The sequence below is a fragment of the Antarcticimicrobium luteum genome, from assembly GCF_004358185.1.
Lineage (GTDB): Bacteria > Pseudomonadota > Alphaproteobacteria > Rhodobacterales > Rhodobacteraceae > Antarcticimicrobium > Antarcticimicrobium luteum.
Window position 1 is genome coordinate 34,182 of record NZ_SMUV01000047.1, and the last position, 23,439, is coordinate 57,620.

22 protein-coding genes and 2 pseudogenes are annotated in these 23,439 nt (G+C 63.8%); 7 read left to right on the forward strand and 17 right to left on the reverse strand.

What is annotated here, in order from left to right; translation table 11 throughout:
- Positions 1–35 precede the first annotated feature (35 nt).
- The 16 genes and pseudogenes from E1832_RS03530 to E1832_RS03605 form a co-directional block, all read right to left on the reverse strand.
- Positions 36–1,304 carry an RNA polymerase factor sigma-54 gene (locus E1832_RS03530; protein ID WP_133358351.1) on the reverse strand — a complete coding sequence of 423 codons (1,269 nt, stop codon included), beginning with the start codon at positions 1,302–1,304 and terminating at the stop codon, positions 36–38.
- Positions 1,301–2,026, reverse strand: coding sequence for a type 1 glutamine amidotransferase (locus E1832_RS03535; protein ID WP_133358352.1), 726 nt, complete (start codon positions 2,024–2,026; stop codon positions 1,301–1,303). Before E1832_RS03535 ends, E1832_RS03530 begins: the two co-directional genes overlap by 4 nt.
- A gap of 21 nt (positions 2,027–2,047) precedes the next feature.
- Positions 2,048–3,544, reverse strand: coding sequence for an aldehyde dehydrogenase (locus E1832_RS03540; protein ID WP_133358353.1), 1,497 nt, complete (start codon positions 3,542–3,544; stop codon positions 2,048–2,050).
- A 19-nt stretch (positions 3,545–3,563) separates the two neighbouring features.
- Positions 3,564–4,400, reverse strand: coding sequence for an ABC transporter permease (locus E1832_RS03545; RefSeq protein ID WP_245513796.1), 837 nt, complete (start codon positions 4,398–4,400; stop codon positions 3,564–3,566).
- An 11-nt stretch (positions 4,401–4,411) separates the two neighbouring features.
- Complete coding sequence (locus E1832_RS03550) at positions 4,412–5,278, reverse strand: ABC transporter permease (RefSeq protein ID WP_133358354.1); 867 nt, start codon at positions 5,276–5,278, stop codon at positions 4,412–4,414.
- Entirely contained in the window at positions 5,278–6,369 is a 1,092-nt protein-coding gene (locus tag E1832_RS03555) for an ABC transporter ATP-binding protein (RefSeq protein WP_133358355.1), read from the reverse strand. The genes E1832_RS03550 and E1832_RS03555 overlap by 1 nt, the downstream gene beginning before the upstream one ends.
- 72 nt (positions 6,370–6,441) lie before the next feature.
- On the reverse strand, positions 6,442–7,479 hold the full coding sequence (locus E1832_RS03560) for an ABC transporter substrate-binding protein (protein WP_133358356.1): 1,038 nt from the start codon (positions 7,477–7,479) through the stop codon (positions 6,442–6,444).
- Positions 7,479–8,897, reverse strand: a complete 1,419-nt coding sequence (locus tag E1832_RS03565; RefSeq protein WP_165978788.1) for a sigma-54 interaction domain-containing protein — start codon at positions 8,895–8,897, stop codon at positions 7,479–7,481. Before E1832_RS03565 ends, E1832_RS03560 begins: the two co-directional genes overlap by 1 nt.
- 18 nt (positions 8,898–8,915) lie before the next feature.
- Positions 8,916–10,106, reverse strand: coding sequence for a PAS domain-containing protein (locus E1832_RS03570; RefSeq protein WP_133358358.1), 1,191 nt, complete (start codon positions 10,104–10,106; stop codon positions 8,916–8,918).
- Between the two features lie 30 nt (positions 10,107–10,136).
- Positions 10,137–11,651: a glutamine synthetase family protein gene (locus E1832_RS03575; protein ID WP_133358359.1), complete on the reverse strand. Its 1,515-nt coding sequence runs from the start codon at positions 11,649–11,651 to the stop codon at positions 10,137–10,139.
- 28 nt (positions 11,652–11,679) lie between these two features.
- Positions 11,680–12,996 carry a type I glutamate--ammonia ligase gene (locus E1832_RS03580; RefSeq protein ID WP_165978789.1) on the reverse strand — a complete coding sequence of 439 codons (1,317 nt, stop codon included), beginning with the start codon at positions 12,994–12,996 and terminating at the stop codon, positions 11,680–11,682.
- 8 nt (positions 12,997–13,004) lie between these two features.
- Entirely contained in the window at positions 13,005–14,222 is a 1,218-nt protein-coding gene (locus tag E1832_RS03585; RefSeq protein ID WP_133358361.1) for an NAD(P)/FAD-dependent oxidoreductase, read from the reverse strand.
- Positions 14,223–14,230: 8 nt separating this feature from the next.
- A complete protein-coding gene (locus E1832_RS03590; RefSeq protein ID WP_133358362.1) occupies positions 14,231–14,416 on the reverse strand; it encodes a ferredoxin in 186 nt (61 codons plus the stop codon).
- Positions 14,417–14,469: 53 nt separating this feature from the next.
- Positions 14,470–15,672: a cytochrome P450 gene (locus tag E1832_RS03595; protein WP_133358363.1), complete on the reverse strand. Its 1,203-nt coding sequence runs from the start codon at positions 15,670–15,672 to the stop codon at positions 14,470–14,472.
- An 85-nt stretch (positions 15,673–15,757) separates the two neighbouring features.
- Positions 15,758–15,976, reverse strand: coding sequence for a hypothetical protein (locus tag E1832_RS03600; RefSeq protein ID WP_133358364.1), 219 nt, complete (start codon positions 15,974–15,976; stop codon positions 15,758–15,760).
- 21 nt (positions 15,977–15,997) lie between these two features.
- Positions 15,998–16,530 (reverse strand): annotated as a pseudogene (locus E1832_RS03605) (DDE-type integrase/transposase/recombinase).
- 140 nt (positions 16,531–16,670) lie between these two features.
- Between E1832_RS03605 and E1832_RS03610 the strand changes: the two are divergent.
- From E1832_RS03610 to E1832_RS03640, 7 genes are all read left to right on the forward strand, one after another.
- On the forward strand, positions 16,671–17,771 hold the full coding sequence (locus E1832_RS03610; RefSeq protein ID WP_133358365.1) for an ABC transporter ATP-binding protein: 1,101 nt from the start codon (positions 16,671–16,673) through the stop codon (positions 17,769–17,771).
- On the forward strand, positions 17,771–18,694 hold the full coding sequence (locus E1832_RS03615) for an ABC transporter permease (protein WP_133358366.1): 924 nt from the start codon (positions 17,771–17,773) through the stop codon (positions 18,692–18,694). The genes E1832_RS03610 and E1832_RS03615 overlap by 1 nt, the downstream gene beginning before the upstream one ends.
- A complete protein-coding gene (locus tag E1832_RS03620; RefSeq protein WP_133358377.1) occupies positions 18,694–19,506 on the forward strand; it encodes an ABC transporter permease in 813 nt (270 codons plus the stop codon). Before E1832_RS03615 ends, E1832_RS03620 begins: the two co-directional genes overlap by 1 nt.
- Before the next feature lie 28 nt (positions 19,507–19,534).
- Positions 19,535–20,569 carry an extracellular solute-binding protein gene (locus E1832_RS03625; RefSeq protein WP_133358367.1) on the forward strand — a complete coding sequence of 345 codons (1,035 nt, stop codon included), beginning with the start codon at positions 19,535–19,537 and terminating at the stop codon, positions 20,567–20,569.
- Positions 20,570–20,632: 63 nt separating this feature from the next.
- Positions 20,633–21,436, forward strand: a complete 804-nt coding sequence (locus tag E1832_RS03630) for an N-acyl homoserine lactonase family protein (RefSeq protein ID WP_133358368.1) — start codon at positions 20,633–20,635, stop codon at positions 21,434–21,436.
- Positions 21,433–22,158, forward strand: coding sequence for a GntR family transcriptional regulator (locus E1832_RS03635; RefSeq protein WP_133358369.1), 726 nt, complete (start codon positions 21,433–21,435; stop codon positions 22,156–22,158). The genes E1832_RS03630 and E1832_RS03635 overlap by 4 nt, the downstream gene beginning before the upstream one ends.
- Positions 22,155–23,186: a phosphotransferase gene (locus E1832_RS03640; RefSeq protein WP_133358370.1), complete on the forward strand. Its 1,032-nt coding sequence runs from the start codon at positions 22,155–22,157 to the stop codon at positions 23,184–23,186. Before E1832_RS03635 ends, E1832_RS03640 begins: the two co-directional genes overlap by 4 nt.
- An 86-nt stretch (positions 23,187–23,272) precedes the next feature.
- Here the strand turns inward: E1832_RS03640 and E1832_RS22690 are convergent.
- A pseudogene (locus tag E1832_RS22690) lies at positions 23,273–23,439 on the reverse strand (IS6 family transposase); the annotation flags it as partial.

Here is a 23,439-nt window from a genome sequence, read left to right on the forward strand (position 1 = left end):
TGGCCGGGCGGCCGCCTGAGAAATGCGACACGGGTTCAGGACCGGGAGCCGGGCGCCTTCCGCCGCCGCGCCGCCCGGTTTCCAAGCCCGGCCCGCGTGCGCAAACTGGCCGTGACCCGGCGCGAAACCGCCAGGCCCTCGGCGGTCAGCCGCGCCGCGATCTGCCCATCCGTGAGCGGCGCGCCGGGCGGTTCGTCCGCGACAATCTCGGCGATGCGCGCCATCAACGCCGGGGCGCTGGCACCGCCGTCCCCGCCCCGGCGCACCTCATGGCAAAAGAACCGGCGGAGGGGCAACGTGCCCGACGGGGTCGCCGCAGCACCGACATCGACCATCCGGCCCACGGTGCTTTCGTGCAGGCCCAGTTCGCGCGCCACCGCGCGTCTGGTCAACGGGCGTTGCGCGATCGCCCCCTCGCTGAGGAAACCCGCCTGTTCGCGCGCCAGGACCCGCCCCAGCGCAAGGAGCGATGCGTTGCGCCGCTCCAGCGCGGCAATCAGGCTGCGCGCCTCGCCTCGGGCCCGGGACAGCGCCGAGCCCCGCGGAACCGCCGCCGACCCCGGGTCCGCAAGGCGGGCCGACGGCGTGGTTTCCGGGTTCAGTTCCGCGCACCAGCCGTTGCGGGCCGGCCGAAACAAGAGATCGGCAACCCGCACCCGAGCAGGCGCGCAGACAAAGGCGCCGGCCGGTCGCGGATCGAGCCTGCGCAGCCGGGCCAGCAACGCGGCCACTTCCCCCTCAGGCAGCCCACTGTCCCGCGCCAACGCAGCCGGTCCGCCGCGCGCGAGCGCCGGCAGCGCGTCAAGCAGCCGGCGCATCCGGTCCTCCCGCGCCTCCACGTCCGGTAACTGCAGCGACAGGCATTCGGAGAGCGAGCGGGCGAACAGGCCGCGCGGCTCTATCCGCTGCAGCTGTGCCAGCACCGCCTCGACCCGCGCCGACGGAACGCCGCACCGCTGCGCAATCTCGGGAAGAGGGCGGCAGAGAAAGCCGCTGTCGTCCAGCTCCTCGGCCAGCGCCAGGGCGATGCGGCGATCCGCAGTCGCGGGCACCAGTCCGGGCATGTGCGCCAGAACATGGGCGATCAGAGAGACCCCTTCGGCCGCCGCCACCGCATCCGGCGCACCGCGGTCCAGCACCGGCGGCAGCCGCAAAGACAACCACGGGTTCTCTGCCGCGGCCTCCTCCAGACAGCGCGCCAGTTCGAGATTGTCCATCGCCATGAACCCGATCGCGCGCTGCAGCTCCTGACCCAGCTTGAGCTGGGTCCGCTGGCGCAGTACGAGGGTCGGGCCGAGTTTCATGCCATTCTGAATACCCGCGCGCGCAGCACATCCGCAACGCCGCGCGCCACCCGGTCACCGTCGAGCGGCCCGCCCAGCCCCGCCCTGGCCGTCAGCGCCTGTTCGCCGGGCAGCCGGCCGCCGGCGAAAAGATCGATCAGATCGCCCAGATAGGCCGGGCCGAACTCCGGGTGGAACTGCACCGACATGGCCGGAAAATCGGTGTAGAGCAGCGCCCCGTTGGGCGAGAGCCGGTCGTTCACCAGCCGCCGCGCGGTCGGCGGCAGCTCCACCACCTGATCCTGGTGGATCGACAGCTGCCAGAGCGGCCCCTCGCCGAACAACGCTTCGCCCTCACCGGTCAGTTCCTGTTTCAACCGGCCCAGCACCCAGCCGCCGTCGGATTTGCGCGCGGCGCCGCCAAAGGCCTGCGCCATGATCTGGTGGCCGAAACAGACCCCCGCCAGTGGTTTTTTCGCCGCCCGCAACCGCTGCAAGAACGCGATCAGCGGTGCGATCCAGGCATGATCCTCATAGACCCCTGCGCGTGAGCCGGTGACCAGATAGGCATCAAAGCGCCCGACCTCCTCGGGCAGCGGCGCGCCGCCGCAGACATGGACGCGAGTGAATGCGGCCTCCGGCAGCACCGGGCGCAGCCAGCGCTCGAACATTTCGGCATATGTGCCGTGCGCCGGCAGCAGCGCGGCGTTCGGCCGGTCAGTCTCCAGAATGCAGATACGCATCGTTTCCTCCGGTCAGCGGCCTCAGCCGAGCTCGACCCAGACGGATTTCGTCTGGGTATATTGGGTGATCGCCTCCAGGCACTTGTCCCGCCCGTTGCCCGATTGCTTGAATCCGCCCCAGGGTGTGGTCGCATCCCCGGCCTCATAGGCGTTGACCCAGACGATCCCGGCCTCGATGTCGCGGGCAAACCGGTGCGCCCGCTTCACGTTCGAGGTCCAGACCGAGGCGGCCAGCCCGTAGATCGTGTCGTTGGCCACCTCGATCGCGTGATCCAGATCGTCCACCGGAATAATCGAGGCGACAGGGCCGAATATCTCCTCCTGCGCGATGGTCATGCGGTTCGTCACCTCGGTGAACAGGGTGGGTTCCACATAGCAGCCGGAATTGAGCGCGGCCGGCACGCCGCCACCAAAGGCCAGCGTCGCCCCCTCGGCCTTGCCCGTCTCGATATATCCCAGCACGCGGCTTTGCTGTTCGGGGGTGACCAGCGGCCCCATCGTCGTTGCCGGGTCCAGCGGATCGCCGGGCTGATGCATGGTCTTGGCCGCCTCGGTGAACAGCGCGACATAGTCATCATAGACCGACCGCTCCACCAGCAGGCGCGAGCCGGCAGAGCAGACCTCGCCCTGGTTGCCGAAGATGCCGGCGACGCCATAGGTCGCGGCCTTTTCCAGATCCTCGCAATCGGCCAGCACGATCTGCGGCGACTTGCCTCCGCATTCGGTGGTGACCCGCTTCATGTTGGACTGGCCGGCGTAGATCATCATCAGCTTGCCCACCTCGCCCGAGCCGGTGAAGCCGATCTTGTCCACATCCATGTGCAACGCCAGCGGCTTGCCGGCTTCCTCGCCGTAGCCGGTGATCACGTTGAACACGCCGTCCGGTCCGCCCGCCTCGGAGAAGAGCCGCGCCAGGAGCAGCGCCGAGAGCGGCGATTGCTCGGCCGGTTTCAGCACCACGGAGTTGCCGCAGGACAGCGCCGGCGCCAGTTTCCACGCCGCCATCATCAGCGGATAGTTCCATGGCACCACGATGCCGCAGACCCCCAGCGGCTGGCGCAGGATGTAGTGCAGCGCATCGGCATTGGTCGCCGTCACCGCGCCTTCGATCTTGTCGATCGCCTCGCCGAAAAAGCGGAAGGCGGACAGCGATCCGGGGATGTCGATCTCCATCATGTCCGTGATCGGCTTGCCCATGTCGAGCGTGTCCAGCAGGGCGAATTGCTCGGCGTTTTCCTCGATAAGGTCGGCAAAGCGGCGCATCACCGCCATCCGCCCCTGCGGCTCCATCCGCGACCAGACGCCGGATCTGAACGCCTTGCGGGCGGCGGCGACGGCGCGGTCCACATCCTCCGGCCCGCCGCGGGCGACCTCTGCGATCACCGCGCCATTGGCCGGGTTGATCGTTTCAAACCGGGCGCCCGAAGCGGCCTCGACGAACCTGCCGTCGATGTACATCCGGGTTTCAGGCGCCAGCGCAGCGGCGCGCTCTTTCCATTCGGAATAGGTGACAGTCATGACTTGATGCTCCCTGATATTATTTCTTGCGCTCGCGGGTGGCGATCACCGCCCCGATGATGAGGATGAGCGAGAACAGCACGATCAGCGTGCCCACGGCGTTGATCTCTGGCGTCACACCCCGGCGCATCGTCGAGTAGATGTACATCGGCAGCGTGTTGTCGCGTCCGGTCAGGAAGAAGGTGACCGGGATCTCGTCAAAGGACAGAACAAAGGACAACAGCCCCGCCCCGATCACCGCCGAGCGGATATTCGGCAGCGTGACATGCAGGAAGGTGTGCAGCGGCGGCGCGCCCAGATCGGCCGAGGCCTCCTCGAGTGATTTCGGCAGCCGCTCCAGCCGGGCCGAGACCTGGGTGACCACCACCGCCAGCAGCGCCGTGGCGTGGCCCAGGATCACCGTTTCCAGGCTCAGGTTGAAGCCGAGAACCCGGAACAGGTTCAGCATCGAGATACCCGTCACCACCCCGGGCAGGGTGATCGGCAGCACCACCAGGCGGCGGAACACCTTCTTGCCGGGAAAGTTCACCCGGTGAAGCGCCAGCGCCGCCGGTACGCCGACGAGCAGCGTCAGCACAGTGGCGCAGCTTGCCACATAGAAGCTGTTGCCGATGGCATCCTGAAGCTGGCTGTTGTTCCAGAGCTTCTCGTACCACTCCAGCGTGAAGCCGGTAAGCGGCCAGGTCAGCGACCGGGAGTCGTTGAAACTGAAGACGATCAGCACCCAGATCGGGATGTAGAGGAACGCCATCAGGATCGCCACGAAGGTCATGAAGGCGGTGTCGGCGGCATAACGCTGCATCATGCCGCGCCGGGCCTTGGGCGCGGCTTTGTCCGCAGGGGTTGTAAGGGCCATGACCATCTGTCTCACGCCTCCTTTGGGCTAAAGGCGCGCTCGACCCGATCCGAGAGCGAGAGCACGGCAAGAACGATGACCAGAACAAAGATCGCCAGCGCCGAGCCCATCGGCCAGTTGAGCGCGGTGCCGAACTGGGTGACGATGACACTGGCCACCAGGTTTCCGTCCGGCCCGCCCACCAGGAACGGGGCGACAAAGTCGCCGAAGGTCAGGCAGAAGGTCATGGTAAACCCCGCGGCCACCCCCGGCATCGACAGCGGCAGCGTGATCCTGAGGAAGGTCGGGATCGGGCGCATGCCCAGGTCGGCCGAGGCCTCGACCAGGTTGCGCGGGATCTTTTCCAGCGAGGTATAGACCGGCATCACCATGAAGGGGATGAAGATATAGGTCAGCGTCACCACCATCGCGAACTGGTTGTAGAGGAAGATGTCCGACGGCTCGGACAGGATACCGACGCTCATCAGGAAGGAGTTGAGGATGCCCTCGGTTCCCAGGATCGTCTTCCACACGTAGGCGCGCAAAAGGTAGCTGACCCAAAGCGGCGCGATCACCGCCATGTAGAGCCAGGTGCGCAGTGCCTGCGAGCGGCACCGGAAGGCCAGGAAATAGGCGAAAGGATAGCCCAGCAGGAACGCGAAGAACGACACCAGCAGCGACACCTTCAACGTCCGGATCAACACCTTGGAATACTGCGGATCGGTGAACAGATTGAGGTAATTGCCGAACTGGAACGCCGGCACGAAGGTCGGGTACTGCTTGATCCAGAAGCTGTAGGTGGCAATGATCGCGTAAGGCAGCAGCATGAACACCGCGATCCAGATCAGTGGTATGCCAAGCACCGCCGCCCCGCCCAGACGCTCGCGCAACAGGGTCATCACGCCACCTCCGCATCAAAGAGGAAAATATTGCCCGGCGACAGCGCCATGCGCACCGGCTGCCCCACCGCCGGAACCGCGGTATCGGCCAGCCGGTCGGGCAGCAGGCTATCGACATAGACACGCCCGCCGCCGGCCACTGCCACCGCGAGGCGCAGGCCCAGACCGTAATAGACCACCTCGGCAATCTCGCCGGGGATCTCGTTTTCGCCGCTCTCGCCCTCGGACAACAGGCGCACCTTTTCCGGGCGGAAACCAAGCGTGATCGCCTCGCCCGCCCGTCGGGGGCTGTCGGTCACCGCTTCCAGTTCGACCCCGGCGACGGAGATGCGCGCGGTCCCCTCCGCGGCGCGGGCAATCTGACCGTCCAGGAAATTGGTGGTGCCGATGAAATTCGCCACATAGGGCGTGCGTGGATGATCGTACAACAGATGGGGGCTCCCCTCCTGCGCCACCCGGCCCTTTTCCATCACCACAACACGGTCTGACATCACCAGCGCCTCGGTCTGGTCATGGGTCACCATGATGAAGGTAATGCCGACCTTTTCGTGCAGGTGCTTGAGTTCCAGTTGCATCTGTTCGCGCAGCTTGGCGTCCAGAGCCGAGAGCGGCTCGTCCAGCAGCAGAACCTTGGGCTGGCGCACGATGGCGCGGGCCAGCGCGATGCGCTGGCGCTGGCCGCCGGACAACTGATGCGGCCGCTGATCGATCTTGTCGTGAAGCCCCACCAGCTCCAGCGCGTCGGTTACCCTCTGGGCGGTCTCGGTCCGGCCCAGTTTCATCAGCTTGAGGCCATAGGCGATATTCTCGCCGATGGTCATATGGGGGAACAGCGCATAGTCTTGGAACACCATGTTGACGTCGCGCCTGTAGGGCGGGGTCCAGGTCACGTCCTGTCCGGCCAGACGGATGACGCCGCCGCTGGGTTCCTCAAAGCCGCCGATCATGCGCAATAGCGTGGACTTGCCACAGCCCGACGGCCCCAGCAGTGTGACGAATTCACCATCTTCCACCGAAAAGGAAACGTCATCCACGGCGGCGATGCTGGCATAGTGCTTGGACAGTTTGTCGAGTTCGATAATGGAGGCCATTGTGCCTCTACCCCCTGTTGCTGTGCGGAACGCAGCACCTGCGTTCCGCTAAGTTTGGGTTCGCGGGCGCTATTACTGCGCCTTCACCGCGTTCCATGCGTTCAGATAGGCCTCGAACCGCTCGCCCAGCGGCTGCCAGATCAGCAGGCTGTCCAGATAGTCCGGGTCGTCCTGGTGCAGTGCCGCGTATTGCTCCGGCGTCATGCAGGACTTGGCCGCAACCCCGTTGGTGGCAGAGTAGCCGTTCACGTTGGCCACGCCGCACTGGCCCTGCTCGGAGAGCTGCATGTTCAGGAACTTGTAGGCGCATTCCTTGTTCGGCGTGCCCTTGACCACCATCCAGGCATCCATCCAGCCCTCGGCCCCCTCTTCGGGGATGAACTCGGTCACCTTGATCCCCTCATCGGCCAGAAGCGAGGATTGATACCCCGCCCAGGTGTTGGAAATCACCACCTCGCCCGCCTTGTAGAGATCGACCAGCTCACCGGCGGTGGACCAGTATTTGCGCACCAGCGGCTTTTGCTCGATCAGCTTCTGCTTGGCCGCCTCGATCTGCGCGTCGGAAAGGTTGTAGATGTCCATGTCCCCGTTCAATCGGGCGGCGACATAGATCGAGCTCTTGTCGTCCCAAAGCGAGATCTTGCCGGAGTTGGCCTCGCTCCACAGCGCGGCAAGCGAGGTCGGCGGCGTGTCGAAGGCATCGTCGCGGTACATGAAGGCGATCGCGCCCCAGCTGTAGGGCATGCCGTAATACTTTCCGTCCTGCTGGATGCCGTCGAGCGCCAGGAACTTGGGATAGATGTCGTTCCAGCCTTCGATCGCCGCGGTATCCAGCGGCTCGACCTGTCCGAGGTCGATCATCAGCTGGGTGGTGTCGATAGAGGGCGCGATCAGGTCGTAGACCCCGCCGCCGGCCATCAGCTTGGGCGCGAAATCGTCGTTCGAGCCGACGTAGGTCGCGTTCACCTCGCAGCCGCTCTCCTCGACGAATTTGTCGATAAAGGAGGAATCCGCATAACCCTCCCAGGTCAGAACGTTGATCGTGCCCTCAGCCACTGCCGGGGCGGCGGCCAGAGCCAGGATCGCGGACATCGTCAATCTCAGTTTCATCAGTAGTCTCCTCTGTTGGGGTCTTCGGTTTTTTTGGTTTTTCGTGAGACGGTGCCGATATCGACACCAAGGGCGGCAGCGGCCTTGCGTTTGCTGCCATGGATACGGATCGCCTCTTGGATGATCCGCAATTCGTATTCGGCGACGGCCTCGCGCAGGGTCTTGTCCCCGCGCAGCGGCTCTGCCGTTTCCGCGACCTTCCCCCGCACCGCCGGATGCCCCGCGGCCAGCGCCGCATCGGGCACCGCGCGCAACCGGCGTGGCAACTCGTCCTCATCCTCGCCCAGCACCGAAATCTGCTGCATCAGGTTCCAAAGCTCGCGGATGTTTCCGGGGTAGTGATAGGCCAGCATCCGCGCGCGCAGATCGTCGGACAGGCCGAAGGGCACCGAACGGCGCTTGTTGATGGCGCCCAGAAAGCGGTCGATCAGATGATCGAGGATCTCGGGCATTTCCCGCAGCGGCCGCATCGGCATGTTCACCACCGCCAGCCGGTAATAGAGATCGAGGCGGAATTCGCGCGACTCGGCCATCGCCAGCAGATCGCGGTTGGTGGCCGAGATCACCCGCACATTGGCCCGCCGCGGCTGGGTGCCGCCGATCCGGGTGATCACGCCATCCTCCAGGAACGACAGCAGCTTGGCCTGAAGGGTCAGGGGAATCTCGCCGATCTCGTCTAGGAACAGCGTGCCCCCCTCGGCGGCTTCGATCAGGCCCTTCTTGCCCTCGGTCGAGGCGCCGGTAAAGGCGCCCTTCTCGTAGCCGAAAAGCTCGCTTTCGAACAGGCTTTCAGGAATGGCGGCGCAGTTGACCGCGATAAAGGGGTCGGTCGCGTTTGCCACAAAACTGTGCAGATGCCGCGCGATCTCGGTCTTGCCGACACCGGACTCGCCGGTGATGATCACCCGCGCGCCCTGCAGCAACGCACGCTCGCCGCGCGACAGCATCCGGTCGAGCCAGGCAGAGATGTTGCGTTGCCGGGCGAAATCGGGCCGCAGCCGCCGCTCGGTCGCCCCGGCAAGCGGCGCGGTCTGCCGGCGCCCCTCGGCCTGCCTGCGCACATAGTCGAAGACCGCCAGATCGCGCAGCTGGATCAGATAGCCGCTGGTGGCATCTGCCGGATCCACCCGGCGCAGCGAGACGAGGACCGTCCCGACCGGATCACCGCGCAGAATGACATTGCCGTTGCGGCCCGCCTCGAGCATCTCTTCGACCGGCGTCCAGTTCAGCGCGGTTTCACGGCAGAACCGGTCGAACGGCATGCCCTGCGTCTGCTGCGTCTCCACCCCGGTCATCGCCCCCGCCTCGCGGGTGCAGAAAACGACTCGGTGCGAAGGATCAAGCAGGATCAGCCCATCGGCCAGCGCGTCGAGCGCGGCGGCCAGGATGGCGCCGTGGGACATATCGGAACGTGTCATCGCCTGTCCCCCCATCCCCTATCCTTGCCCCTGCGCGGCCGCGGCGCCGCGCGCGGCCCCGGCCATCTCGGCCACGCCGAGACGCAGCCGGAAGCTCGCCGCCAGACAATCTTCGCCGTCCAGGGTCAGACCCCGCACCGCCAGAGCGGCCTGGGCGCTCTTGCCCGCGACGCGAAGTTGCATCGGCAGGACCCGGGCCGGATGACCCGGCACATGGGCCGCCGCGATGTCGCACAACTCCTGGATCGCCAGAGGTTGTGCGATCAGGTCGGGCAACCTGTGTTCCATCAACACTTCGCGCGGCATCGCGAAAAGCTCTTCGGCCGCCAGGTTCGCGTGGATCACCTGGCCGTCCCGGTCCAACACCAGCAGCGCATCGGGAAGCCCCTCCAGCACCGCCTCCAGCATGCCGATCCGGTCGCTCAGCACGGCGGTGCGGCGCGCGTATTTCGAAACGTCGCGCACCGTGCCCCACATGCGATAGAGAAGGTTGCCGCGGATATGGCCGCGCACGTCGTTCTCGACCTCGATGAACACGCCGTCATAGCGCAGATCGCGCGAGGGCGAGCCGTTCACGTCGAAATCCGCATGGATCAGGCGCCGCACGAATTCCTCATTCTCCCGGGTCCGCGGGAACGTCTCATGCACCGGGCGGCGGTTGAAATCCTCTCCCTCCGGCGTCCGATAAAGCCGCGCCATCGCCCCGTTGCAGAACCGCCATCGCGGGCCGTTCTCGAACACCTGGCGTATGATCTCCTGCTCGGGCGCGGAGAGGTCCACCGGTTCCTTCCACTCCATGCACCAGCCGGCATCGTTCGACGCCTCCTGGATCGACGCGCGCACCGCATTTTCCTCGGCAAGTTGCGCCAGATCCTTGAGCGCGCCGGTACAGGGCCATTTCACCGTGCGCAGGCAGGGCGTGCCCTCGGCGTCGGCCGCCAGCGTCACAATCGCCGTGGTCGTGATCTGTCCCCCGCCGGACCGGCGCAGAGTCAGCGTCAGGACATGCGGACCCGGATCGGTCTGCGCAAAGACCTGATCAAGCTGCTCGCGCGCGTCGACGGGATAGATCAGCGACCAGGGTTGCCCGGCCGCGCCCCCGGGGGCGAGGCCGAGCCGGGTTTCCTCGGCTTCGCAGGCATGAACGATCCGCCCGTCCTGACTGAGCAGGTCGGTCATTTCGGTGATGTCGGTTGGGCGGTCGATCATACGGAGTCTCCTTGCAAAGCCGGGTGTCAATCAGGGCACACAGTGCAGGTACCGCTCCACATCCCAATTGGTGACTTCGCGGAGGAAGCGGGTCCATTCGTCCTGTTTGTACTCGTCATAAACCTCATAAAGCCGGCCGGGCAGCGCAGAGCGGATCACCTCGTCGGCCTTAAGCGCATCGAGCGCGTCGCGCAGGTTGAGGGGAATCAGATCCACATCGCCGCCCGACTGCCAGACTTCGGTCACGTTACGCGATTCCGGCGCGCCCGGGTCGATCTTGTTGCGAATTCCGTCGTCCATCGCCTTCAAAAGTGCGCCACAGAACAAATGCGGGTTCACCATGCTATCCACTGCGCGGAATTCGAACCGGTCGGGCGAGGAAATGCGGATCGTACAGGATCGGTTCTGAAGTCCCCAGTTCGCCCCGATCGGCGCCCAGAGCCCATAGTCGTTGAACCGGCGGTAGGAATTCACCGTGGAGGCACCGATCGCGGTGAGCGCGCCGATGTGCTTGAGCGAGCCGCCCAGCACGTGATGCCCCAGTTCGGTGGGAATCCAGCCGCCCTCGGTGTTCTCGAACTCGTTGGTGCCGCCCTTGGAGTACATGAAGTTTTCTTCCATGCCAGGCAGCTCGCCGGGGATCAGATCCTGCACCTCGCGCGATCCGCCGGTCCAGACCGAACAGTTGTGGTGGCAGCCATTAGCCGCATAGCCCATGAAAGGCTTGGCCATGAAACAGGCGATCAGCCCGCGCTGGCGCGCCACCTCGGCGCAGATCTGGCGATAGGTAGTCATCCGGTCGCAGGTCGTCAGCACGTCGTCGAACTGGTAGTTCAGCTCGATCTGACCTGGCGCATCCTCGCAATCGCCCTGGATCATGTCGAGGCCCATCGCCCGGCCATAATCTGAAACCTGCATCCAGAGATCCCGGGCCCTTTCGAACTGGCCGATGTGATAGGCCAGCGGCTCGGTGATCCCTTCATAGGGTTGAACCTCGCCGTCCTTGGGTTTCAGCCAGAGCATCTCGGGCTCCAGCCCCACCCGCAGGTGCAGGCCGTTATGGGCCTCGCGGAATTCGCGGTCGAACCGCTTGAGGTTACCGCGGGTGTCGTACTCGTAGTAGGCACCGGGGGAATTCGGGTCTTCGAGGCTATAGAACAGGGTGCAGAACACCCGCGCCACGCGCTTGTCCCAGGGAAGTTGCATGAAGGTATCGGGATCGGGCAGCGCAATGCATTCCATCGCGTTGGCGTCGAACCCGATCAGGTTGCCCTTGAAATCGGGCAGCACGTTGGTGACGCCGCCCATCCAGGTCTGCACGCCCTTGCGCGCCTGGGTCTCCCAGTGGCGCGCCGGAGCCGCCTTTCCCATCACCCGGCCGGTGATCGAGATGTACTGATAGTAGATGTAGTCGACGCCGAGCGCGTCGATCTTCTTGCGGACACGTTCCACCAGGTCCGAACGGCCCGGGGCCTCCAGCTCGCGGTGGTAATCGGTATCCGTCGTATGCGCCACTTTCGTTGTACTGCGGATCTGGGTATTCATCTTGTTCTCCCTGTTGATGTGCTTGGTCTCAGCCTTCGAGGTATCGTCCCCGTTCCTGCGCGCTGACGGCGGTGGCGAGGCTGGCGTATTCGGCTCGGCAGGCGGCCGAGAAGTTTTCGGTGAAAGCAGATCCGAAGATCCGTTTCGCATGATCCGAGGCGGCCAGCCTTTCGGCGGCCTCGGCCAGATCACGCGGGAAGCGCTGTGCGCCCTCAGGTACGAAGTCGGGATCGGCGGCCGCGGCGGCAGGCGGCGCGGTCAGATCGCGCTCGATCCCGTCGAGCCCGGCGCCCAACATCAGCGCCATGGTCAGATAGGGGTTGCAGTCAGCGGGCGGCACCCGGAACTCCAGCCGTGCGCGGGGGCCGGCATGGGGAACCGAGCGGACCGCGACGGTAAAAGGATACTCCGCCCAGGTCAGCGATTTCGGCGCCCAGCTTCCCGGCGCGAGACGTCGGTAGGCATTGACCGAGGACGTACACATCGCAAAGGCCTCGGGGACCACCTCCATCATCCCTGCGATGAACTTGAGGGCGAGATCATTGGTCTTCCCGTCCGGCGAGGCGAACAGGTTCTGCCCCGTCGCCTTGTTCTTAAGGCTCAGGGTGCAATGACCGCCGATGCCCGGATAGTCGTTGCCCAGATAGGGCATGAAACTTGCGGTCTTGCCCTGCTTGCGCGCATAGGACCGCGCGGCCATGCGCAGGAAGCTGGCGTCATCTGCGGCGCGCAGCCCCTCGCTTGCGGCCTGTGTCGCCTCGAGACAGCCTGGCCCAAGCTCGACCCCCAGCCCGTACAGGCCGACGTCGTGGCCGAGGATCTCGGCCTCCATGCCGGCGATGAACGCCGCATGGGTATTGGCGGTGCTGCCCGACCAGCACTTGTTGTCGGGGGCGAACTTGGCCAACCCCTCGAACCCCTTGTCGCGGGCCGAGACCGCATCCTCGTCAAGCACGATCAACTCGAACTCGAAACCGGCATCCACCGTGAAGCCCATCGCGGCCGCGCGTTCGAGCTGCGCCCGCAGCACCTGCCGCGGCATCAGCGCACGCGCCGCGCCCGACAATTCCGCGATCACCGTCACCGCGCCCGGCTCGGACGGGTTACGGCGCATCGAGGATGGATCGATCTGCACCGTCTCGGTGTAGAATCCATCACCACCGAACAGATTGTCGCCGCTGTCCCAATAGGCCAGCACATTGGCGAACCGGGCATCTTCGGCCCAGTCGAGAAACTGTTCGCGGCGCAGCCGGCGTTCGCGGAAGGCCGAGCCATAGTCGAACTGGCCGACGTGCACGACCTCGGCATCGAACTTGTCCAGGGCCTGTATCAAAGCATCAGTCATATTGGTCCTCATGCGGAAACGGTTTCGCTTAGCGCCTTGGTCAGGCGGGCGCTGTGACGGGCGATCATCGCGGGCGGGGCGCCGATGCCGGTGACCGCGACGGGGCGGCCCGCGCGGGCGTATTCGACCAGGATCGGCGCGCGACCGATCTGGCTCAGATCGCCCTCGATGACGGTCTGGCTGTCGGCCAGCGCCGGGGCGCCGAAGGATTGCAACCGCAGGCCGTACTGATCGCTCCAGAAGCTTGGCATCGGCGCGAAGCACACGGAGGGTTGCCGACCCGCGCTCAGCGCGGCGATGGTTTCGGCGGCGCGTTTGGCGGTCTGGCCTGGCACGCACCAATGTTCGATCCGGCGCGGGACCGTATCGAAGAGCGGATTGGGAAAGCGGGCGATATCGCCCACCGCCAGCAGGTTGGGCACGCCCTCGGCCAGCATGTGCCCGTCGGTGAGCACCCCATCGCTCAGATCGGCGCCGCTGCCCTCCAGCCAGCCGGTATTGGGCAACGAGCCGAGCGCCTCGACGATGACCTCGGCTTCGAGCCGGTCGCCGTCATCCAGAACGACATGATCGGGTCCGAAGGCCGACACGCTGCGCCCGGCGTAAAGGCGCACGCCGTTGGCGCGGTGCAGCGCCGCCATCGCCGCGGCGACCCGCGTACCCAGCGCCCGCAACATCGGCTGCGGCGCAGGTTCCACGATCGCGACCTGCAAGCCCAGCTTGCGGGCGGTCGCGGCGATCTCGCATCCGATGAAGCCGCCGCCGATCACCACCAGCCGCGCGCCGGGACGCAGCGCCGGGGAAAGCCGCTGCGCATCCTCGAAACTGCGCAGCACATGACGGCGCCCCTCGGCCCCTTTCAGCGGCAGGCGGCGCGGGCGCAACCCGGTGGCGGCGACGACCCAGTCGGCCTTCAGCCGGGTGCCGTCGGCCAGGATCACGCGGCCCTCGTCAAGGCCGGTTGCGGCACATCCCAGACGCATCTCGATATCGTCGGCGCCAAGCTTGCTGCGCAGCAACAGCTTGTCGAACACCGGCTGCGCGGCATCCTGGCCCTTGGCCAGCCCCTCCATCGCGTCCTTCGACAGCGGCGGGCGGTTATACGGCCGGTGGGGTTCGTCCCCCGCCAGCACGACACGCGCATCCGGCATCGCCGCCTTCACCGCCTCGGCGCAACGCAGCCCCGCAAGCGAGGCGCCTACGATCACGATCCTGGGACGCGCCATGCTCTGTCTCACGCGATAACGATGGCCTGCTCGGGGCAGGCGTCCGCCGCCGCCTCGGCGTCGTCCCGCAGCCCCTCGTCGGGCGCGGCCACCCAGACCAACCCGCCGTCATCGTCAAAGGAGAATATCTCGGGCGCGGCGATCACGCATTGTCCGTGCAGCAGGCAGGCTTCCATATCCACAGTGATTTTCATTGTCTTGTCCCGGTTGATGTCGTGGAGATTTCGTCGCGGCGTCGGGCGACGGTTCAGGCGGCGTCAAACGCGATCGGCAGGGTGATCGCGCCGGTATTGCCGCTGTCGGGCAGCCATTTGACCTCGCCGTTGAACCGCGGGTTCTTCAGCCGCTGCGACAGCAATTTCAGCGCCTCGGTCATGTCGCCGCGGGCGATGAAATGACCCAGGCAGTGATGCGCCCCGCCGCCGAAACCGAAATGCGGCTTGCGCGCTGCGGCGATGTCGAACCCCGGCTCGGGGAACACCGACGGATCGGAGCCCGCCGATTGCGAGAACAGGTGCAGCGTGGTGCCCTGCGGGATCTCGGTGTCATTATAGGTAAAGGTCTCGGTCGCCTCGCGGGTGACCCAGGTGATCGTCGGGCGCACCCGCATCACCTCTTCCACCGCCGCGCGGGCAAGCTCGGGCTGTTCGCCCAGCAGCGCCCACTGATCGGGATGCTCGACAAAGGTGGCCATCGCCAGCCCAAGCTGGTTGCGCGTGGTGTCGATGCCGCCGAAGATCGCCAGAACGATCATGTCCAGCAGTTCCTGATCCGACAGCTGATCGGTTTCGGCATTGGCCCTGACAAGCATGCCGATGAAGTCGTCCGAAGGCTCGGCCCGGCGCAGCGCCACCAGCTCTTCGGCGTAGTCGAAGATGCGCCGGGTGGCGGCGTCGATGGTTGTCAGATCCTGTTTGAAGGTCACCCCGAGGGCGAGGCCCATGTCCGCCGCGATGTCGGCCAGCTCGCGCCATTTCTCGAACGGCAGGCCCAGCAGGTCGCAGATCACACCGGTGGCATAGGGTTCGGTGAACTCGGCGATGAAATCGCATTCGCCCCGGTCGGCGAAGCGGTCGATCAGCATGTTGGCCAGCTCGGTGAATTTCGGTTGCAGCGCGCCGATCAGCTTGGGCGAGAAGGCCGGGTTGGCCATGCGGCGCAAGCGGGCATGGGTATCCCCTTCCTGGCTCAGCAGCATGTTTTCCCACCAGCGGGCAAAGAGTCCGGTTACCCCGTTGTGGCTGGGCCAGCGATATGAGCCCTGGCGCAGTTTGGGGTGGCGAAGCAGCTTCTGCACATCATCATAGCGCAACACCGCCAAACCGTAGGGCGTGCGCGCGCACCAGCTTGCGTCCCGGGCGTCGGCCACCGCCTCGGATCGAATGGAAAATGCCGGATCGGACACGTCCAGATAGGGCATTGCTTCCGCGTTAAGAACGGTATGGGACATTGGAAACACTCCGCGTCGGTTTCGAGTTTCCTAAAATACATGCAAGTTCTGTTCCAAAACCTCCGATCATTTCCAACAAAATGTTTTAAAACGATTTTTTATTCCATTTTTTATCCTGCGCGACAAAATACCGACCACAAGCCACGCCGGTCTGGCTGCGCGCTGCAATTCCGCAGCGTTCCTGCAAAATTTCATCAGCTGTGTGCTCCATCGCGCGCCCAGCGCAGAGATGGCTTTCGGCGGCATAGACATTCTCGTGAACACCATGGGCAGGTGCTGTCAGACGGATGAGAACCGGTCTCACAAAAGGCAGGATCGTTCCTCCTTATCCCGCGCAGAGACCGCGCCACTCGGCGAGAGCCGCGTCGCGGTTCAGCTTGAAATTGGCGCGGGAGTAGAGGTGGCGCTCCTGGTTGAAATGATTGAGGACGGATGCGTGGGCGGCGGCGAACATCTGCAGACTTCGTGCGCTCCTGAACCTGAGCATGCCCGTTTCCGTCGTCGAAATGGCAGATGTGAATTCTCGGCCCGATTGTTGAGCCAGAGGCCCGTCTCCTGCCGGTCCGCAGCCCCGATCTCCCTCAGCGCGGCGCCGGAGGACCGGAGTTTGTCGGGTACGAACACCGCAGCCTTGCCCTACCGCTTCATGGATTTCTTCAATAATTTCAAGGCCGCTTTCTTATCCCGGGTCTTCGTCACGTAGCTTTCCAGCACCTCACCCTCGTGGTCGATGCCACGCTCATGCAAAAGGCCCTCGACGTTGCGCAGGGACAGCGGGAACCGGATGTAAATCATCACCGCCAAGCGGATGATTTCGGGCGACGTTTTGAAATACCTGAACGGGGAACGTCGGGTCATGCCCACAAACTATGCAGACGCCCTACCCACCTCAACAAATTTTCCTCTGACACTTCCGACAGAGCCGTTTCGGGCGCCCGGACCTTGCCTTAATCGAATCATGGTGTATGATGCATCATATATTTAGGACGGTGTGAGAGATGAATGATCAGGCCAATGCGCAAATTGCGTCCAGTTCAACAGCGGCGATCCAAGTGCTCTCTGCCCAGAAAAGGTTTGGCCAATTCACAGCGCTGGACAAAGTAAGCCTCGAGATCGGAGCAGGCGAATTCTTCACTCTTCTCGGGCCTTCCGGCTGCGGGAAAACCACGCTGCTACGGCTGATCGCGGGGTTCGAGGATCTGACATCCGGCGACATCTTGCTCTACGGGGCGACGCAGGCCGGACTGCCGCCGAACCGGCGCGAAATCAACACCGTCTTCCAGCAATACGCGCTGTTCCCGCTGATGAGCGTCGTGCAAAACGTCGAATTCGGGTTGCTCCGCAAGGGCATAGCCAAGGTTGAGGCGCGCAGGCGCGCGCTTGCGGCGCTTGAGATGGTCCATATGGGAAGCTTCGTCGACCGGTCTCCGGTGCAGCTTTCCGGCGGCCAGCAGCAACGGGTCGCCCTTGCCAGGGCCCTCGCGCCCGAGCCGAAAGTCCTTCTGCTCGACGAGCCGTTGTCAGCGTTGGATCTGAAACTGCGCCAGAAAGTGCGGCTGGAACTGACGACGCTACAACGCAACACGGGCATCACCTTCATCTTCGTCACCCACGATCAGGAAGAAGCCCTGACCATGTCCGACCGTATCGCGGTGATGTCTCATGGCCGCGTGCAGCAGGTGGGAACGCCCGAGGAAATCTACGAACATCCCCGCAACCGGTTCGTCGCCGACTTCATCGGCGAAACCAACCTTCTGGCCGCCGAACAACTAGAAGGGCAAGGGACCCAGGCGACGGTCCGGGTCATGGGCGGTCGTCCATTCCGCGTCGAGCGCTCCGCCGATCTCGGGGTCGGCGCCTCGCATGTTTCGATCCGCCCCGAGAACCTGATCCTGACCGACGCCGAAGAGGCGAACATCAGCGGGACCGTGTCCCAACATGTCTATCTTGGCACCGACGTGCAGATTGCGATCAGCGCCGCCGACGGGACCGAAATCATGACCCGCGTGCAGTCAGGGAGCGCCTCGACCCTGCCCGCGCCGGGCTCGACCTGCCACCTCAAGGTGCGGGAGGGGCGCGCGCGCCTAGTTGACGACTGATGGCCGGGGACATGCAATCCGCACGCGGGACAAGCCGCCTCTATCAGGGCAAGGGGCCGTGGCTGTTGCTCCCGGCCTGGGCTGTCATCGGCATCTTCCTGCTGCTGCCGGTCTGTCTGATCGTCGTGTATTCCTTCCTGACGAAAGAGTTCCACGGCGGCGTCATCCCGGAGCCGTCGCTGGCGGCCTATGACCAGTTCTTCTTCGATCGCGGCATTTTTGGCGATGACCCGCCGAGGATCGAATGGAACTATATCGAAATCTATCTTCTGTCTTTTCTTCAGGCCGGGCTGGCAACGCTGTTCTGCCTGGTGATCGGCCTACCGTCGGCCTGGTACATCGCCACACGGCCGATCCGACTTCGCCAGATGCTGATCCTCGTGATCACCGTGCCCTATTGGGTTAACCTGCTGATACGGACGATCTCGCTGAAATTCCTGATCCGCGACGAAGGCCCGATGAACGCGTTCCTGCAATGGACCGGCTTGCTGGATCATCCGTTGCATCTGGTGAACACGAGCTACGCAGTGCAGCTGGGACTGTTCTATTCCTACCTGCCGTTCATGGTGTTGCCAATTTTCGCTTCGGCCGAGCGGTTCGACATCGCCTTGTCTGAAGCCTCGGCCGATCTCTATTCCACCAAGTGGCAGACGTTCCGGCTCATAACCCTGCCGACGATCTGGCCCGGGGTCGTCGCCGGATCGATCCTAGTCTTCGTGCCCTCGCTTGGCGCCTTCCTGGCGCCGAACCTCCTTGGCGGCGCGAAGACCTACATGATCGGTTCGCTGATCGACGAGCAGTTCAAGGGTGCGGCGGGCAATTGGCCGTTCGGGGCCGCGGCGGCGACGATCCTCATGTCGGTCGTGCTGGTTGTGCTGATCCTCAACGCCCGCTCGCAAATCAAGTTGAAGGGAGCCGGATGATGCGCCGCTCTGGGCTTCGGGACATGCCGGGTTTCGCGCAGATATTCGGACTGTGCGTGTTCCTCCTCTACACGCCACTGATCGTCATCGCGGTCTATTCGTTCAACGCCTCGAGCTCGATCACCATATGGTCGGGTTTCACCTTGGACTGGTACAAGGAAGTGTTCACCGGCATCGACAGCCAGAAATACCGCGATGCTGCGGTGAATTCGTTGCTGGTTGCGGTCATCGCGTCGGCACTGTCGACAGTCATGGCTCTGGCGGCCGCCGTGGGCATGTTGCGAGCTGGGTCCTTTCGTGGGCGATCGATCAGCTTCGGCCTGATCGGCCTGCCGCTGTTGGTCCCTGAAATCGTCACCGCCGTGGCGAGCCTGATCTTCTTCAGCTTCCTTGGCCTCAGCGGCAGCTTCTTGACGGTGCTCATTGCCCACACGGTTTTCTGCATCCCGTTCGCCTACCTGCCGATATCGGCGCGGATGCAAGATATTCCCGACCTGTATGAAACCGCGGCAACGGACCTCTACGCGACAAAATGGCAGGCATTCCGTCTGATTCTGCTGCCGATGCTGCTGCCTGGCATCGTGTCGGGTTATCTCCTGTCATTCATCGTCTCGTTGGACGACTTCCTGATCACCAACTTCGTCAAAGGTAACGGTTTCGAGACCCTGCCAACAGTGATCTTCGGCGCGGTCCGCACCGGTATCCGCCCAAACATTATGGCGATGTCTTCGCTTCTGCTCCTGATCTCGATCGTTCTCGTTCTGCTGTCCTATCTCATCGGGCGCCAAGGCCGGGAGAAATTCCGGATATGACATTCACGAAGGCCAACTGGAGGATATAATGAAACAAACAAGAATCTCGCTGCTCGCGCTGGGCATCGTCGCGCTTTCTGGTGGCGGTGCGCTCGCTGAAGGCGATGTCGCCCTGTACAACTGGGGAGAATACATTGAGCCGGAAATCCTGATCAGGTTCGAAGCGGAAACCGGCATCCATGTCACCATGGACACCTATGACTCGAACGAGGCCATGCTGGCCTCGCTGAAAGCCGGAAAACTGGGCCAGTACGACCTTGCGATTCCCGGCGATTACATGGTCGACATCATGCGCAACGAAGGGATGCTGGATACGTTCGAGCCATCCGATCTTACGAACTTCGGCAATATCCTGCCGCAGTACATCGACGTTCCCTTCGATCCGGGTCGCCACAGCACGATCCCCTACCTGACCGGCACCACCAGCTTCGCGGTGGACCGGAACAAGTTCAAGGGTGACATCAATTCCCTGGCGCTTCTGTTCAATCCGCCAGAGGAACTGAAGGGCAAGATCAACGTACTCGACGCCCAGAACGACGTCCTGGCGCTGGCGTCGATGTATCTCGGCATCCCGCAATGCACCTCGGACCGCGACCAGCTGCGGGCACTGAACGACATGCTGCAGAATGCCAAGAAGGACTGGGCCTCGTTCGGTTCGGACAACTCGCGCGAAGTGCTGGTCTCTGGCGACGTGACGCTGAGCATGACCTGGTCGGGTTATTCCGCGCGCGCCCGCGACGAGGGCGCCAACGTCGAGTGGGCCTATCCGAAGGAAGGCTACATCATGTGGATGGACAATGTCGTGCTGCTCAAGGACGCACCCAACCGCGAGAACGCGCTCAAGTTCATGAATTTCCTTCTGGAGCCCGAGATCGGCGCGGCGAACACCAATTACGCAAAATACGCCCCGGTGCTGAAGGGCGAGAAACCCTTCCTTGACGAGAAGATCGCCAACGCGCCAGAATCGAACCCGCCGGCCGACCATCCGGGGACCTTCGTGCAATCGTGCTCCGAGGAAGTCCAGGTCGTCTATGACAAGATCTGGGCAAATCTGAAGAAATAGGCCAAGTATCGCCCCGGTGCCTGGTCTGGCATCCGGGGCGAACCCATCGCTGCGGAGAGAGATATGACGAACGTGAGCTACGCGAATACCGGCGAAATGAGGGTCTATGCCCTGTTCTGCGGTGGCGATTTCATGGACATGGCGGTTTTCGACCCTTTCGACGAGAACGTCGGAACCAAGGTCTTCAATCCGTATTTCTCTTATTTGATCACCCATCCCAAAGGGAACGTGCTGTTCGACACCGCCGGGCACCCTGACCTGGCGACCGATCCGCACAGCCGAATGGGCGATGCGGCCGACGCCTTCGTCGTCAAGATGGGCCCCGACGACTGGGTTGTCCCGCGGCTGAAGCAACTTGGGCTGGAACCGGCCGACATCTCGACCGTAATCCAGTCGCATCTGCATTTCGATCATACCGGTGCCCTGGGATGGTTTCCACATGCGCGCGTGCTGGTGCAGCGGACGGAACTGGACTTTGCGATGAACCCGCCAGTCTACCAAGCTGGGGCGTTCATCAGTGCCGATTTCGATAGCGGCCTGAACTGGGACCGGCTCGACGGCGAGCGCGACGTCTTCGGGGATGGCACCATCCGTTGTATCCCGACGCCGGGGCATACGCCTGGGCACCAATCTCTGCTGATCGACCTGCCGTCACGGCCGTTGTTTCTGCTTGCCGATGCGCATTACCTGCTGAGCAAGCTGCGGCAGCGGGTCATGCCGGGATTTCTGTGGAGCCCGGATGCGCTGTTGGAGAGTTGGGACCGGATCGAAGAGATTGAGCGCCAGACCAACGCGCGCCTTGTCGTCACCCACGAACTCGACTTCGAAACCAGCGTCCCCAAGTCCCCAGGTGAGTTCTATTCATGACTGACAGTGTCGAACCGCTGCCCAAGCTCGCGCATTCCTCGCTGTCCGAGTCCGTCTACAAGACACTTGTCGACTCGTTGTTGCAGGGCCATTTCAAGCCCGGCGACCGGTTGCGCATCCGTGATCTGGCCGAGCAGTTGAACACCTCGGTTACGCCGGTCCGCGATGCGGTTCACAGGCTGCATCATGACGGAGCGGTGCAATTCCAGACAGCCCGGAACATACGGGTCGTGGAACTGACCAGCGAAGGCTACCAGGAAATACGCGAAATCCGGCTGCAATTGGAAAGCCTGAGCGCCGGAAAAGCTGCCGAGAAAGCCTCGGCAGCGGATATCCGGGCAATCGAGAATATGCTGGCGGAAAACGAGGACGCCATTAGCCGCGGCGACGGCATCAGGGGTGCGGAACTGAACCAGAAGTTCCATTTCTTCTTGGTTGAAATTGCCCGGCTTCCGGTACTTGAGGCGGTGCTCCGCCCGCTCTGGATGCGCACCGGCCCGCTGATTGCGCAGGGCTACCTTGAGGGCGGCCGCAAGATGATTGAGCAGCACTATCACATCCTTGCCGCGATCAAGGGACGGCAGCCCGATCTGGCAATCGAAGCCATGCGCCGGGATCTGCTCGATGGCGGCGCGCCGCTGATCGCGATGCTCGAGGCCACGAAGAAGGACGCCGCCTCCGGTGCGGGCGACGCGCGCCCGGATGCGGCAGCAGTGAAATGATCGCAACAGCACAGGGCGTCCCCGATATGCTGCAGACGCCGCCGCCTTCCGTCGATGAAACCGAAGCCGCCTGCATCGCGCGCGACTTCTACGGTCTGTCGGGGGATCTGCTGCGCCTGTCGTCCGAGCGAGACGTGAACTACTGCCTGAGCACCGGCTCAGGGTCGAGGTATCTTCTTAAAATCGCCAACGAAAAGGAGCCGGTGGAGTACACCGATCTTCAGGTTTCCGTCCTCAGGCACCTCGAAAAGGTTGCGCCGGACCTGCCGGTTCCGCGAAACCTTCCCACCCTGTCGGGAGAGTTCCACGCCCCACGGGCCTCGGGCGGCCGCATTCGGTTGTTGTCTTTCCTCGAAGGTTCGCTGCTGACGGCGCCACCCAGCGACGCCGCGATGCGGCGCTCAGTAGCCGACGCGGGCGCGCGTCTAACCCGGGCGCTGAGCAGCCTGGACGCTGACTATGGCGGACCGAAGCTACTGTGGGATCTGAAGAACGCCGCCTGCTTGGCCGAGTTGACTGAGGCGATCGAGTCGCCCCGTCTTCGGGACCGAGTCGAGCGCGGTATCTCCGATTTCAAGGACCGGGTCCTGCCGCGCTTGGACGGGATGAGATGGCAGCTCGTACATGGTGACCTCAATCCGCAGAATCTGCTGACCTCTGCCGACGGGCAGCGCGTGGTCGGCATTCTCGACTTTGGCGATCTCGTCCGAACGCCTCTGGTTTGCGATGTCGCGGTCACGGCCTCGTATCAGATCGACTTTACGGATCCGTTACGCACTGCGGCTGAATTCGTCTCGGCATGGCACGCCGAGTTCCCGTTGCAGGACGCTGAAATCGCCATTCTGCCGGACCTGATCGCCACCCGTTTGATCACTATCATCACAGTGGCGAGCTGGCGTGCTGCCCGCTATCCGGCGAATGCCGAATACATCCTTCGGAATGTCACGAATGCCACAAAGGGGCTCGACACCCTGTGCGACCTGGCCCCGGATGAGTTGGCGAACGCGCTTCGCAAGGATCTGCAATGAGCCAGCGGGTGCTGCCAGACCAATTCTAAACAGTCTCGGAAAGCGCAGGATGGCTGTCCCTTATTCGGCAAAGAGACTGGACTTACCCGAGTTTGGTGGAGAGCGGCGGCGCGGTTCAGCTTGAAAGTTGATCTCGAGGTGAGGCTGCGCTCCGAGTTGAACAGATTGTAGACCGAGGCGTGGACGGCGGAGAATTTCTGCAAACTTCGCATCCGCCTGAAACGCAGCATCGCCCTCTCCCGTCGTCGGAACG